15 protein-coding genes are annotated in these 13,901 nt (G+C 56.2%); 10 read left to right on the forward strand and 5 right to left on the reverse strand.

Annotated features, from left to right (window positions below; all coding sequences use genetic code 11):
- The 5 genes from QZ517_RS17190 to QZ517_RS17210 all read left to right on the forward strand — a co-directional run.
- Positions 1-225: acyl-CoA dehydrogenase family protein (locus QZ517_RS17190; RefSeq protein WP_294229268.1), on the forward strand; the 225-nt coding region annotated here is incomplete at its 5' end.
- A gap of 53 nt (positions 226-278) precedes the next feature.
- Positions 279-1,319 carry an enoyl-CoA hydratase/isomerase family protein gene (locus QZ517_RS17195; RefSeq protein ID WP_294229272.1) on the forward strand — a complete coding sequence of 347 codons (1,041 nt, stop codon included), beginning with the start codon at positions 279-281 and terminating at the stop codon, positions 1,317-1,319.
- Between the two features lie 4 nt (positions 1,320-1,323).
- Entirely contained in the window at positions 1,324-2,196 is an 873-nt protein-coding gene (gene mmsB, locus QZ517_RS17200; RefSeq protein WP_294229274.1) for a 3-hydroxyisobutyrate dehydrogenase, read from the forward strand.
- Positions 2,197-2,408: 212 nt separating this feature from the next.
- On the forward strand, positions 2,409-3,986 hold the full coding sequence (locus QZ517_RS17205) for a Hint domain-containing protein (RefSeq protein WP_294229277.1): 1,578 nt from the start codon (positions 2,409-2,411) through the stop codon (positions 3,984-3,986).
- A gap of 78 nt (positions 3,987-4,064) precedes the next feature.
- Entirely contained in the window at positions 4,065-4,259 is a 195-nt protein-coding gene (locus tag QZ517_RS17210) for a DUF2892 domain-containing protein (RefSeq protein WP_294229280.1), read from the forward strand.
- Here QZ517_RS17210 and QZ517_RS17215 read toward each other — a convergent pair whose 3' ends face one another.
- The gene (locus QZ517_RS17215) at positions 4,260-5,030 is read right to left on the reverse strand and encodes a helix-turn-helix transcriptional regulator (protein WP_294229283.1); all 771 of its coding nucleotides are present in this window, start codon (positions 5,028-5,030) and stop codon (positions 4,260-4,262) included. It abuts the gene before it with no gap.
- A gap of 127 nt (positions 5,031-5,157) precedes the next feature.
- Between QZ517_RS17215 and QZ517_RS17220 the strand changes: the two genes are divergently transcribed.
- Positions 5,158-5,592 carry an excinuclease ABC subunit A gene (locus tag QZ517_RS17220; protein ID WP_294229285.1) on the forward strand — a complete coding sequence of 145 codons (435 nt, stop codon included), beginning with the start codon at positions 5,158-5,160 and terminating at the stop codon, positions 5,590-5,592.
- Positions 5,593-5,630: 38 nt separating this feature from the next.
- Here QZ517_RS17220 and uvrA read toward each other — a convergent pair whose 3' ends face one another.
- Positions 5,631-8,492: an excinuclease ABC subunit UvrA gene (gene uvrA, locus QZ517_RS17225; protein WP_294229287.1), complete on the reverse strand. Its 2,862-nt coding sequence runs from the start codon at positions 8,490-8,492 to the stop codon at positions 5,631-5,633.
- A 245-nt stretch (positions 8,493-8,737) separates the two neighbouring features.
- Between uvrA and QZ517_RS17230 the strand changes: the two genes are divergently transcribed.
- The 3 genes from QZ517_RS17230 to QZ517_RS17240 are packed head-to-tail and all read left to right on the forward strand — an operon-like array spanning position 8,738 to position 9,880.
- On the forward strand, positions 8,738-9,097 hold the full coding sequence (locus tag QZ517_RS17230; protein ID WP_294229290.1) for a metalloregulator ArsR/SmtB family transcription factor: 360 nt from the start codon (positions 8,738-8,740) through the stop codon (positions 9,095-9,097).
- Positions 9,090-9,515 carry an SRPBCC domain-containing protein gene (locus QZ517_RS17235; protein WP_294229292.1) on the forward strand — a complete coding sequence of 142 codons (426 nt, stop codon included), beginning with the start codon at positions 9,090-9,092 and terminating at the stop codon, positions 9,513-9,515. Before QZ517_RS17230 ends, QZ517_RS17235 begins: the two co-directional genes overlap by 8 nt.
- Entirely contained in the window at positions 9,512-9,880 is a 369-nt protein-coding gene (locus QZ517_RS17240; RefSeq protein WP_294229296.1) for a DUF1761 family protein, read from the forward strand. The genes QZ517_RS17235 and QZ517_RS17240 overlap by 4 nt, the downstream gene beginning before the upstream one ends.
- A gap of 50 nt (positions 9,881-9,930) precedes the next feature.
- On the opposite strand, the gene QZ517_RS17245 is transcribed toward QZ517_RS17240, so the two are convergent.
- Both QZ517_RS17245 and lpdA read right to left on the reverse strand, forming a co-directional pair.
- Complete coding sequence (locus QZ517_RS17245) at positions 9,931-11,094, reverse strand: MFS transporter (RefSeq protein WP_294229300.1); 1,164 nt, start codon at positions 11,092-11,094, stop codon at positions 9,931-9,933.
- Positions 11,095-11,153: 59 nt separating this feature from the next.
- The gene (gene lpdA, locus QZ517_RS17250) at positions 11,154-12,548 is read right to left on the reverse strand and encodes a dihydrolipoyl dehydrogenase (protein ID WP_294229303.1); all 1,395 of its coding nucleotides are present in this window, start codon (positions 12,546-12,548) and stop codon (positions 11,154-11,156) included.
- A gap of 159 nt (positions 12,549-12,707) precedes the next feature.
- Here lpdA and QZ517_RS17255 point away from each other — a divergent pair, with 159 nt between their 5' ends.
- The gene (locus tag QZ517_RS17255; protein WP_294229306.1) at positions 12,708-13,160 is read left to right on the forward strand and encodes a hypothetical protein; all 453 of its coding nucleotides are present in this window, start codon (positions 12,708-12,710) and stop codon (positions 13,158-13,160) included.
- A gap of 4 nt (positions 13,161-13,164) precedes the next feature.
- On the opposite strand, the gene QZ517_RS17260 is transcribed toward QZ517_RS17255, so the two are convergent.
- Positions 13,165-13,740: a DUF924 family protein gene (locus tag QZ517_RS17260; protein ID WP_294229309.1), complete on the reverse strand. Its 576-nt coding sequence runs from the start codon at positions 13,738-13,740 to the stop codon at positions 13,165-13,167.
- Between the last annotated feature and the right edge of the window lie 161 nt (positions 13,741-13,901).

A 13,901-nucleotide genomic window follows, 5' to 3' on the forward strand; every position in this document is an offset into this window, starting at 1 on the left:
AATGGCGACCACGACGCCACCAAATTCTGCGCCATGGCCAAGCTGATGGTCACCGACGTGGCCTTTGACGTGGCCAATGGCTGCTTGCAGCTGCACGGCGGCTATGGCTACCTCGCAGACTATGGCATCGAGAAAATTGTCCGTGACCTGCGTGTGCACCAGATCCTCGAAGGCACCAATGAAATCATGCGCCTGATCATTTCCCGCCAGATGATAGCAGCCTAACCATGACCGGGCCGCCCCTCGGGAGCGGCCCTTTTAAAGACGGAGCGCACCGCGTGTCTGACATCTCCATCCGCAAAGTCGGCTTGACCGGCCGCATCACCTTCACCCGCCCCAAGGCGCTCAATGCCATGTCCTATGACATGTGCATCACCATCGAAGACGCGCTTGATGCTTGGGCCAATGACGACGCCGTAAAAATGATCGTCATCGATGCGGAGGGTGCAAAAGCCTTCTGCGCCGGCGGCGACATTGCTGAGCTCTATGATACCGGCACCAAAGGCGACTTTGCTTATGGCCGAAAATTCTGGGCCGACGAATACCGCATGAACGCAAAACTCTTTGAGTTCCCCAAACCAGTGGTCAGCTTCATGCAAGGCTTCACTATGGGCGGCGGCGTTGGCGTTGGCTGTCACGGTTCTCATCGCGTGGTGGGCAACACCAGCCAGATCGCCATGCCAGAATGTGGCATTGGCCTTGTCCCAGATGTTGGCGGCTCCTTGATCTTGGCCCGTGCGCCCGGCCGTTTGGGTGAGTTTCTTGGCCTCACTGCCGCCCGCCTGAATGCAGCAGACGCAATCTACGCTGGCTTTGCCGATTACTTCATTCCCGAAGATCAGTGGCCCGCCTTGATTGCCCGGCTCGAAGACACAGCCGACCACACCCTGATCGACGCCGCCGCCTCTGAACCTGAGGCTGGCCCGCTCACCACCCAGCAGGCCGACATCGACGCCAACTTCGGCGGCGAGACCCTCAATGACGTTCTTAACGCGCTGAAGTACTCGGACAGCGAATTTGCTGCCGGTGCCTTGAAAAAACTCTCCCACAATTCCCCCATCGCCACGGGGGCCGCATTGGAGATCATTCACCGCGTGCGCCAACGCGACGACATCCGTTTTGCACTGGATCAGGAATACCGCTTCACCTTCCGCGCCATGGAAGACGGCGATTTTCTGGAAGGCATCCGCGCACAAATCATCGACAAAGACCGCAATCCGCAATGGAAATACAGCTTGGACGCTCTGCCCCCCGGCATCGTGACCAAGATGGTCCTGCCGCTTGGGGCGGATGCGCTGACATTTGAAAAGGGAGAGTAGCAGCATGAAGATTGGTTTCATCGGACTGGGCAATATGGGTGGCCCCATGGCCGCCAACCTTGCAAAAGCGGGCCATGAGGTCGTGGGTTTTGACATGGCCGACGTGGCCATCGAGGGCGTCTCTATGGCTGACAGCGGCGCAGCCGTCGCCACTGGCGCGGACGTGGTCATCACCATGCTGCCAAACGGCCAAATCCTGCGTGCCGTCGCAAATGAGATCATCCCAGTGATGTCCGCAGGCGCCGCTTTTGTCGATTGCTCCACCGTGGACGTGGACAGCGCCCGCGCCGTGGCTGAGCAGGCCACCGCCGCAGGCCTCCTGCCCGTGGATGCGCCAGTATCTGGTGGCGTTGGCGGCGCAGCTGGCGGCACGCTGACCTTCATGGCAGGTGGTTCCAAAGACGCTTTTGCCAAGGCAGATCCCCTGTTTGACATCATGGGCCAGAAAGCCGTGCACTGCGGCGACGCAGGTGCAGGCCAAGCCGCCAAGATTTGCAACAACATGATCCTCGGCGTCACCATGATCGCCACCTGCGAAGCTTTTGCGCTGGCCGACAAACTTGGCCTGGACCGTCAGTCGATGTTTGACGTGGTCTCCACCTCATCCGGCTACAGCTGGACCATGAACGCCTACTGTCCCGCACCCGGCGTTGGTCCCCAGTCGCCGGCAGACAATGACTACCAGCCGGGCTTTGCTTCCGAGCTGATGCTCAAAGACCTGCGCCTGTCGCAACAGGCCGCGGAAAGTGCCGATGCCGACACCCCTATGGGTCAAGCCGCCGCTGCACTGTATGAGCAGTTTGTGGAGAATGAAGGTGGGCTTGGCACCGACTTCTCCGCAATGTTGCCACGTTTCGAAAAACGCACGCGCAGTTAGAATTCCGCCAAATCGGCAATAAAACAAAGGGCCGCGCCACATTTTTCGCGGCCTTTTTCGTTTCAGACATTCCCAACTCTGCCCTCAATTTTAATTAATCTTTCCTTACCCCAGCCCCGTTCACGCCACGTTTGCCCAGCAGTTTTGAGGGTGAGCGAGAACCCAAAGAGGTTCCGTGATTGGACAAGAGCAGAACGCACTGGGGTTAGACCATGCCAACGGCAACCGAACTCAATATCGATACAAACGCCACCGCCTCTGCGATGGCCAATGAGATCTTTGGTGACCCCACCCGCATTCTTGGCGCCACCTACACCGGCGACAGCCTGTCTTCTGGCATTTACACCGGCGCAGACACCACGAGTGCTGGTGTTGCTCCGGCTGACAGCGGTGTGATCCTCTCAACTGGCCACGTGGATGACTTCACCAACAGCGACGGCAGCACAAACACAAACACATCAGCCTCAACTTCGACCAACACCTCAGGAGAAGACGGCAACGCTCTGTTTGACGCCGCAGCAGGCACAAACACCTTTGATGCCTCATACCTCACCATCGACTTCAACGGCACTGCCGGCGAGTACCTGACAATCGACTTTGTTTTGTCCTCAGAAGAATACCCCGAATACCTGAGCTACAACGACGCTATTGGTGTGTGGGTAAACGGTGTTGAGGCCCAGATTTCCGTTGGTGATGGTAGCGCGGCTGTTGGCAATATCAACGATGGCAACGAAAATCTGTATGTCGACAACGCAAACGATCAATACAACACAGAAATGGACGGATTCACCGTCACATTGACTTTTGTGGTGCCGCTGCAGGACGGCGTGAACGAGCTGGTGATTGGCATCGCCGACGCTACCGACACACAATATGACTCCAACCTGCTGATCGCAGGTGGCTCCGTGCAAACCGCTATTGTGGCGCAAGACGATGACATGCGCATTGCGTATGGCAACAGCAAAACCCTCGACGTGCTGGGCAATGACAACTCGTCTGCAGGCCCTACCCTGACCATCACGCACATCAACGGGACGGCTGTCAGCCACGACGGAAGTGGTGGACTGCCCAACAACGTGACTTTGGCAACTGGCCAAGTTGTGACGCTAAATGCGGACGGCACGCTCACGGTCGACGCGGACACCGACAACGAAACCGTCTATTTCAACTACACCATCGAGGATTCCGCGGGCGAGACTGACACCGCGCTGGTCGAGATCGAGCAACACGCGCCGTGCTTCACCGTTGGCACACTGATCCGCACGTCCGAAGGCGACGTCCCAGTAGAAGATCTCAAAGCCGGCATGCTGGTCGACACTCTAGACAACGGCTTTCAACCAATTCAGTGGATTGGCCACTCCCACATGCCATCATGCTTTGAATCCCTGCCCATCCGCATCAGAGCGGGTGTGTTGGACAATGACCGTGACCTGATTGTCTCCCCACAACACCGCGTTCTACTGCAAGGCTACCGCGCCGAACTTCTGTTTGGTTGCGACGAAGTGCTGGTGAAAGCCAAAGATCTGGTCAATGGCCGCGACGTGACCCGCTGTGAAACCAATGGCACCATCACCTATTTCCACATCCTCATGCCGCAACACGAGTTGCTTTACTCCGAAGGCCAATGGTCCGAAAGCTTCCTGCCTGGCCCAATGACTCGCTACAGCTTTGATCCCTTTGCCAACCGCTCCCTGCGTCAGGTGATGCGCGAGAAAAACATCAGCTTTAGGGACATTGCGGCCCGCCCCAGCCTGCGCAGTTTTGAGGCCACCGCACTCCTGGCAGCGTAAGTTTTTGACACTTGACGTAGATCAATTCACATTCAGACTTTGAGATGTATTCCTTCCTCGTCTCTAGGAGGGAAACATATGTTTATGAAAAATGTTGGCGGCATCGACAAAGTGCTGCGCGTGGTCATTGGTCTGGTTCTGATCGCGGGGGCGCTTTTAGGTTATGGCACATGGATGTGGATTGGTATTATCCCATTGGCCACAGCGCTTCTGGGCTCTTGCCCGCTCTATACCATATTTGGCATGCGCACCTGTCCGCTGCACCGAAAGTAATCACGCCCCGGCCAGCGCCTCCAACGTGAGGCGCGTGGCTTCATCGGATGGGAACATCATCTCAATGCGAAGTTCGCTGAGCGCAATGTCCTCAGCTGAGCCAAATTGGCTAATGGTCGAAAACAACGACAGGCGCATGCCGCCAAAATCATAGACTGCTGGTATGATGGCGGGCTTGATACCATCCACACTTAGCGCACCATCGCCCAGCACGGATTGCATCCGTAAGATTCCGTCTTCCAGCACTGGATCATGCCCGAAATGTGCACTTTCCACCCGCAGACGCGCCACCATGTGGCGCAAAATTTCATCATAATTCACAAGCGCTTGCCGAACGATCTTCGAGTCGACCATCATGTCAACAAGGCTGCCTCCCACAGCTACACCAAATCCGGCCATCAACCGCTCTGACACCGCATTCATCGCAACCAGGCACCAGTGTCTGTCCATGGCAATAGCCGGATACGGTTCATGCCGCTTCAACGTCCACTCCACCGCCGCCCGCATCGGTGCCATGTCTTCAGCGGACAGCGCCCGCTCCGCATAAGCCGGGCTCATGCCCGCCGCCGTCAGCATCCGATTGCGTTGCGCGATGGGCACCTCCAACTCATCACACAATCGCAATACCATGCCACGACTGGGCCGCGACCGTCCGGTTTCCAAAAAGGAGATGTGCCGCGAACTCACGCCAGCCGACAGCCCAAGGTCCAGCTGGCTCACCCGCCGCACCTGCCGCCATTCTTTGAGAACCACACCAAAATCGACACCCATATTTTGCTCCCTCAGGTTCACAGCCACTCTAGCGCATCTTGGAGGCAAAGCACTTACCCCACAGGTAATTGTTTTGCCTCACTCAGGCTGCGCAATGTGCCCGCATACACATAGTGGGAGACAACACATGACACAGGATCGCGCGATCTATCTTTTGAAACTGACCTCAATTGGCACGGTGATTTTTGGCCTCATACCGCTCTTTGCCCTGGCCGGCAGCTATTACGGCGTCGTTGGTTGGTTCATGGACCTGACACACCTGCCGCTTGATGGCGCACAGGGCTTTGGCAATGACAGCGAGAAAGTCCTCGCCGCCATTGGCGGTGGCCTGATGGTCGGTTTGGGCTTTATGATCTGGCAAATCACAATCCGCGTTTATGCAAACGACCCATCCACCGGGGCCACCATTATCCACTGGGGTATTTGGAGTTGGTTTGTAGTGGACAGCGCAGGCTCCGTCTTATCTGGCGCATGGTTCAACGCCGTCTTGAACACCGGCTTCCTGCTGATGTTCATTCTGCCGCTCATGCTGGCCAAACCACGCCAAGCCATAGCCGCCTAACGAAAAGGCGGCGCTCCTTTGAAGCGCCGCCTTCCAAATTACTCGGCCGCCACCTTTTTCTTTGGGACCAGCATGTCTTTCAAATAATGCCCGGTATAGCTCGCTGCTACCTTAGCCACTTTCTCTGGCGTGCCTTTGGCGACAATCTTACCACCACCATCGCCACCTTCGGGACCAATATCAATGATGTGGTCTGCGGTTTTCACCACGTCCAGATTGTGTTCAATCACCACAACCGTGTTGCCTTGGTCCACAAGTTCATGCAGCACTTCCAACAACTTACGTACATCTTCGAAATGCAGACCCGTGGTTGGTTCATCCAAGATATAGAGCGTACGCCCTGTGGAGCGCTTCGCCAATTCCTTGGACAGTTTCACTCGCTGTGCCTCGCCACCTGAGAGAGTTGTCGCCTGCTGTCCGACCTTGATGTAGCCCAGCCCAACCCGCATCAGCGCGTCCATTTTATCGCGTATGCTTGGCACCGCTTTGAAGAACTCCTGAGCTTCTTCGACGGTCATATCCAGCACGTCGGCAATGCTCTTGCCTTTGAACTTGATCTCCAACGTTTCACGGTTGTAGCGCGCGCCTTTGCAGGTTTCACATTCCACGTACACATCCGGCAGGAAGTGCATCTCGATCTTGATCACCCCGTCACCCTGACAGGCCTCACAGCGCCCGCCCTTGACGTTGAAACTGAACCGCCCCGGCTTGTAGCCCCGTGCTTTTGCTTCGGGCAGACCCGCAAACCAGTCGCGAATCGGCGTAAACGCCCCGGTGTAAGTCGCCGGATTAGACCGCGGTGTGCGCCCAATAGGCCGCTGATCAATGTCGATCACCTTGTCCAGATGCTCGAGCCCTTTGATGGTCTCACACGGCGCAGGCGTCTGCCGCGCCCCATTCAGGCGCATGGACGCTGTCTTAAACAAGGTCTCAATGGTCAGCGTTGATTTCCCGCCACCAGACACACCGGTCACACAGACAAACTTACCAAGCGGGAAATCCGCAGTAACTTTGCGCAGGTTGTTGCCCGTCGCTTTCACCACTGTCACAGATTTGCCATTGCCCTCGCGCCGTTCGGTTGGCACCGCAATCTCACGCGCACCAGACAAATACTGCCCGGTCAACGACGCTGGATCAGCCGCAATATCTTCCGGTTTGCCCTGTGACACCACCTGTCCGCCATGCACACCAGCCCCTGGGCCAATGTCGAACACATAGTCCGCCTCGCGCACAGCCTCTTCGTCGTGCTCCACCACAATCACCGTATTTCCCTGATCGCGCAGGTTTTTCAGCGTGGTCAGCAGCCGGTCATTGTCACGTTGGTGCAGGCCAATCGACGGCTCATCCAACACGTACAACACCCCTGTCAAACCGGAGCCAATCTGGCTGGCCAACCGGATACGTTGGCTTTCCCCACCGGACAACGTGCCACTGTTTCGCGAAAGCGACAGATATTCCAATCCCACATTGTTCAGGAACCCAAGCCGCTCGCGGATCTCTTTCACAATCGCTTTTGCGATCTCTTGCCGTTGAGGTGTCAACGCAGCCGGCACGCTTTCAATCCAGGCCAACGCCTCTCGGATCGACAGCTGCACCACGTGCCCGGCATGTTTGTCCGCAATCCGCACCGCCAGCGCCTCTTCACGCAGCCGGTGCCCACGGCACGCCCCGCAAGGGCGGTTGTTCTGATAGTTCTCAAACTCTTCGCGAATCCAGTTTGAGTCCGTCTCGCGATACCGGCGTTCCATATTGGGGATGACCCCCTCAAACACACGCGTCACCTGATAAACTCGGCCACCTTCGTCATAGCGGAATTCAATCTCTTCCTCGCCAGAGCCATAGAGGAATACCTGCTGCACATGTTTCGGCAGATCTTTCCAAGGCGAGTTTTTGTCAAACTCGTAATGCTTGGCCAACGCCTCAATGGTTTGCCGGAAATATGGAGATTTGCCTTTGCGCCAAGGCGCCAAAGCCCCGTCGTAAACCTTCAAGGTCACATCCGGCACCACCAACCGCTCATCAAAGAACAGCTCTTTGCCAAGCCCGTCACAGGTTGGGCAGGCCCCAAACGGCGCATTAAACGAAAACAGCCGCGGCTCGATCTCTGGAATGGTGAACCCACTGACCGGACAAGCAAATTTCTCACTGAAGGTCAGCCGCTCCGGATCACCCTCTTTTGGTGCGGTCTCCAGAACCGCAATGCCATCCGCCAGATCAAGCGCCGTCCGCATACTGTCTGCAAGACGTGTTTCCATGCCCTCACGCACCACAAGACGATCAACAACCACGTCAATGTCATGGCGGAACTTCTTGTCGAGTGTGGGCGGCTCATCCAGCTCATAAAAAGCCCCATCAACCTTCACCCGCTGAAAACCCTGCTTGCGCAACTCTAGGAACTCTTTGCGATATTCCCCTTTGCGATCGCGCACAATCGGCGCCAGCAAAAACCCACGCGTGCCTTCGTCCAGCGTCATAACTCGGTCGACCATATCCTGCACCTGTTGCGCCTCAATTGGCAGACCTGTGGCCGGCGAATAGGGAGTGCCCACGCGGGCAAACAACAGTCGCAGATAATCATAGATCTCGGTGACTGTACCGACAGTGGAACGCGGGTTTTTGGAGGTGGTCTTTTGCTCAATCGAAATTGCCGGAGACAGACCGCTGATGTGATCCACATCCGGCTTTTCCATCATATCGAGGAACTGCCGCGCATAGGCACTCAGGCTCTCAACGTAGCGCCGCTGCCCTTCCGCATAAATCGTATCAAACGCCAATGAGGACTTGCCCGATCCCGATAGGCCTGTGATCACCACCAGCTGATCGCGCGGAATATCCACGTCAATGGACTTCAGATTGTGCTCACGTGCACCACGCACTTCGATGTTTTTCAGCTCGGCCATTCAAACCCCCAACGGATACGGCACCAGACATAGGGGATCCCCTCCCCTCTGCCAACCAGATTTTGCGAACATACAGAGAACATTTTAATTCGCCAAGTCAGAATCTGCAGCGACCTCAACCGATCGCAATTTCTGGACATAAGCATCTGTGACTACGTTTTGAAGACCAATCCGGATGCCATTCAAGCTTACTTGCCAGATCACACGGCATCATTCCCCCAAATGGTTGACTGATGGGACTCAGCATGTTATTCACCCATATGGTTGAACAAAATGACACAGCCCAATTGAGCGCCATTCTCAAGGCGGCATCGGAGCCTAACCGGCGTGCGATTCTAACCCTTCTGGCCCAACATGGCCCCATGAAGGTTACGGATATCGCCGCCCGCTTTGATCTGAGCCTGAACGCAATCTCCAAGCATATCAAAGTGCTGGAGGCCGCAGGATTGGCCAGTCGCCGCACAGAATGGCGCGATCACCTCATTGAGGTGCAAATGGCGCCTTTGTCACAAATCGAAAACTGGTTTGCCGACCTGCGCTCCATCTGGGCGCTGCGGTTGGACGCCCTCGAAGCTGCCCTAATGGAGGAAGACAACAATGACTGACCTAGCGCTAGAAGTGTCCCGCTTTCTACCTTTCCCACCAGAACGTGTTTTTGACGCCTGGCTTAACCCAAAAATGATGCAGAAATTTCTGGTACCTGCCCCTGAAATGACTGTGCCGGAGGCCAGCAATGACCCCGTGGTCGGCGGCCGGTTTCGCGTGGTGATGCAAGCCCCCGATGTCGAGGAAGGCTGGCCGCATGAAGGTGAGTATCTGGAAATTGACCGCGCCAAACGCCTGCGGTTCACGTGGGTTTCTCCCTATTCTCAGGAGGATAGCGAGGTCACCTTAATCTTGACACCTGCCAATGATGGCACCAACCTGACCCTCAAACACGTCCGCTTCCCGTCGCAAGAGAGCCGCGACAACCACGAAGGTGGCTGGACACGCATATTGGAAGCATTGGAGACCTCCCTATGAATTGGATTGCATTTCTCGCTGGCTTTGTCGCCTCAGCCGCGTTTGGCTTTTTGATCTACGGCCCGGTTTTGGGCCTGCAAAAACGCTGGGCTGAGGGCAGTAACATCGACCCGACGCCACCGGAAAAAATGCCAATGGGGCCGCTGGTCACCAACTGGATTGCGATCGCGCTTTTGGCCTATATCGTCGCGCTCACCGAAACGACACAGAACCTGACAGTGGCCTTGCTCGCCATTCTCGCTTGCGCTGCATATGTGGCCAACACCGGCGCCTGGATCAACAAATCCCGCTTCGCCATCACCGTGGATGTCAGCTACGTGATTGGCTCCGGCATCCTAATGATCCTCGCCCACGCCATTTTGTAAGCACATTACAAACGCTCAAAGCCCCGCCATCCTGCGGGGCTTTGAGCGTTTTAGGCACGCGCGCGTGCCTGTTGCAACAGCACATGTGACGCCGCGCCAATCAGCAGAAGCGTCGCCGACACCAACATCATGCCACCATAGCCGCTCAGCGCGACCACCGCCAAAAGGATCGGTGTGCCAATGGTGTTTCCAAAATTGCCCGCCTGCGCAAACACGCCATTTGCATTTGCCCGATCCGCGGCCGTGTCATTCAACTCCGGCACCAGCGCAAAACTTGCCCCTTGGATCAACCCCAAAGCGCCAGCCAAGACCAAACACACAAATGGCGATCCAGGCACCAAGATCAGCACAAGGGCCGCGCCTGCGGAGATCAGAAACCCAGTCTGGATCACCTGTACGATGCGCCAATAACGCAGCAGCCAAACACCCAACGTCATCGAGCTGATCATGCTCATCAGTGGCATCGCCCCAACCGTAAACGTACGCCACTCCGGTGCGATGTACGGCGGCAAAAGCGTCAGCAGGCTGACAAAGCAGAAGGTGTAAAACAGCCACCCCACCGCCGCAGCGTTCATAAATGGCGAGCAATAGACCGCCCAATGCTGCTTGAGCACCCCGCCAACGGTCAGCCGCTCCGCCGCCTCCTGTGCTTCCTTATCCGGTAACCCAATTGCCGCGACGCCCAGCACGCTGGCGGCCATCCACGCACCATGTGCAAAATACATCGCATTCAGCCCATAAGCCTCCACCAAAGGCCGTCCCGCCCAGGCAAACAGCGCAAAGGCCACGCCAAAAAATGTGCCCCATAGCGTCAGAGAAAAAGCGCGCTTCTCGGGAGGTGAGACTTTGGCAATCAGCGTCGGCGCAGCCACCACAATCGCCAGATGCGCTAAGCCTTCGATCACCCGACTGAACAAAAACGCATCAAACGACAGCCCCAATGCCTGCACGAACGACACCACGGCGCTGAGGCCAAGCCCACCAATCAAGGTGCGACGCATGCCAATCTTGGAGGCCAGAACGCCCGCCACCACACCAAGGAAAATACCTGCCAGACCCAATATGGACAAGGCAAAGCCCAACCGCGCACCAGCTTCCGGGTACGCAGTTCCGACGTAGTCAAACGTTACGCTAATTTTGGCAAACTGCCCCGCCGCGCCAACGCCGGCCAGCCAGATCACCACAACCGGCAGCATACCTTTGTTTTCTGTCACTGAATTACCTCAATGGCGCGCTCGGGTATCCGATGCGCGCCATGGTCAAATAAAGTCTGTTAGACGTGGATCACACGATCATAAGCATCCAACACACTTTCATGCATCATCTCGCTCAGCGTTGGGTGCGGGAACACTGTTTGCATCAAGTCTTCTTCAGTGGTCTCTAGCTGACGCCCGACCACATAGCCTTGGATCAACTCGGTTACTTCTGCGCCCACCATATGCGCGCCCAACAGCTCGCCGGTTTTGGCATCAAACACAGTTTTCACCATGCCCTCTGGCTCCCCCAACGCAATTGCTTTGCCATTGCCCATAAACGGGAAGCGACCAACCTTTACGTCGTAACCCAACTCTTTGGCTTTGGCCTCGGTATAACCCACGCTCGCCACCTGCGGATGGCAATAGGTACAACCTGCAATGCTTTCCGGTTTCACCGGATGTGGTTTCCCTCCGGCAATCAGCTCCGCCACCATCACACCTTCATGACTGGCTTTGTGAGCCAACCAAGGTGCGCCTGCGATGTCACCAATCGCAAACAGCCCGTCCACGCCGGTTTGGCAGTACTGATCTGTCACCACATGGGTCCGATCGATCTTCACACCCAACTTTTCAAGCCCAAGGTTTTCAACATTGCCGACAATGCCTACAGCCGAAATCACCGTGTCAAATTCCTGTGTTGTAACCTTGCCGCCAACTTCGATATGCGCGGTGACTTTGTCCTTACCACGATCCAGTTTCTTGACCGTAGATTTCTCCATGATGGTCATGCCTTGTTTGACAAATTGCTTTTTGGCAAAAGCACTTATCTCTGCATCTTCAACTGGCAACACCCGATCCATCACCTCGACAACCGTCGTCTCCGCGCCCAATGTGTTGTAGAAACTGGCAAACTCGATCCCAATCGCACCGGAGCCAATCACCAACAACTTCTTGGGCATATGTGGCGGCACAAGCGCGTCTTTATAGGTCCAAACCCGCTTGCCATCACCTTCCAGCCCCGGCAATTCCCGCGCCCGCGCACCAGTCGCCAAAACGATGTTTTTTGCGGTCAGCTCTTCAGTGCCCTTGTCACTTTTCACAGACACATTGCCTTTGGCGGGCAAAGTCGCCTCCCCCATGAAGACTTCAACCTTGTTCTTCTTCATCAGGAACGCGACACCAGAGCTCAGCTGTTTGGCCACCCCACGAGAGCGCTTCACCACCGCGTCAATGTCATAACCAATGCCATCCGCCTTCAGACCAAAATCCTTGGCCCGCTCCATCAGGTGAAACACTTCAGCAGAGCGCAGCAGCGCTTTGGTCGGAATACAGCCCCAGTTCAGGCAAATTCCCCCCATGTGTTCGCGTTCAACAATGGCCACCTTCAGGCCCAATTGCGCACCGCGAATGGCGGCCACATAGCCCCCTGGGCCTGCGCCAATCACAATCATGTCGAAGTTCTTGCTGGCCATGGTCTTTCCCCGCCTCCCACTTTGTCTTTTGGCGAGACTACTGGAACTCCTCAGGAGCTTCAATAAAGCACCCCGCCCGTTTTACGCGCAAATTTTTTCTGGTGATCGCTCAGAGACAGGCGCACACTGCGCCTGCATCATTGAGTCGGGAACACAGCCGTGAAAACACTGAAAGATCTGCTTATCGCTATGATCAATGCCACGTTGATTTTGGTGGCAATCTGTCTGTTTTTCCTCTGGCGCTTGTCCGACACCGCAGAGCGCGTCGTGGCCAGCTTTGCCCAAAACCTGCAAATTGTGCAGCCACTGGAAACCAAGGTAGACGGTCTGCGTCGCGAAGTTGCCAATCTACGCGGCGATCTAGCAGAAATCTCTTTGGACAGCAGCGCTCTGACCGCGCAGGCCGCCGAACGCCTGCAATCCCGCGCCAACGCGCTGCAATTGGAATTGGAAGGCATCAACAGCAGCCTGGCGCGCCTCGCGGATACGCCAGAAACCTTGATGCAAACGGCCTTGGACGACGTGGCTACTCGTATAAGTGGCCGCATCGGCGCCGTGGCCAGTTGCTATGCGCCCGACCCAACGCCGGACGCCAGCTTGCCTACAAACTAACAGCCTACTCCGCTGCTTGAAGCTCCCGCACGGTCGCACCATAGCCGCCATCCGCGACATAAGCTGCCTCCACCTCGGTTGAGGCTCGCGCCAAGGCGTCATTGCGATACGGGAAACGTCCAAACTTGCGGATAACCTCACGATGGGCTTGCGCGTGCAATAAATTGCCGTCGCCATCCCCCATCCGCTGCAGGAACATGCGCACACAGCGCTCCTGATCACAGAGGTTTTCCGAATGCATCAATGGCAGAAAGAAAAACTGCCGCGCAGGGCCGTCAATCTTCTGATCCCATTTCTTATCAATCGCCGATTTTGCTGCTGCCAGCGCTTTGCTGTCACTGGCAAAGGCTTTGCCGCTGCCGCGGTACATGTTGCGCGAAAACTGATCGGTCAGGATCAGATAGGCCAAGGTGCCGCTGGCATAGGTCAACCATTGCCCCAGTCCACCATCCTGCGCCTCATTCCATGTTGCCTCAAACCGCTGCCGGATCTCTTCGTCCAACTCTTCGGAAACTGCATACCACCCGCTTGGCCCAACTTCATCGAGCCAAAACGAAAGTACTTCTTCGGGACCCACCATGTCCCTTCTCCTTTTGCCTGTTCCGTCTCATTAAAAGACGCTTAGTACTTAGGAGGTTACACCCAGAAAATTAAGAAAGAATAGTCACAAAATGCAACATCCCGACACAGCCCGCGACCTTTTGCGCTAACAGTGGCAATGCCTTGCTTACCCTGCGGCAG

It is taken from the genome of uncultured Shimia sp., from assembly GCF_913054185.1.
In the GTDB taxonomy this organism is placed as follows: Bacteria; Pseudomonadota; Alphaproteobacteria; order Rhodobacterales; family Rhodobacteraceae; genus Shimia.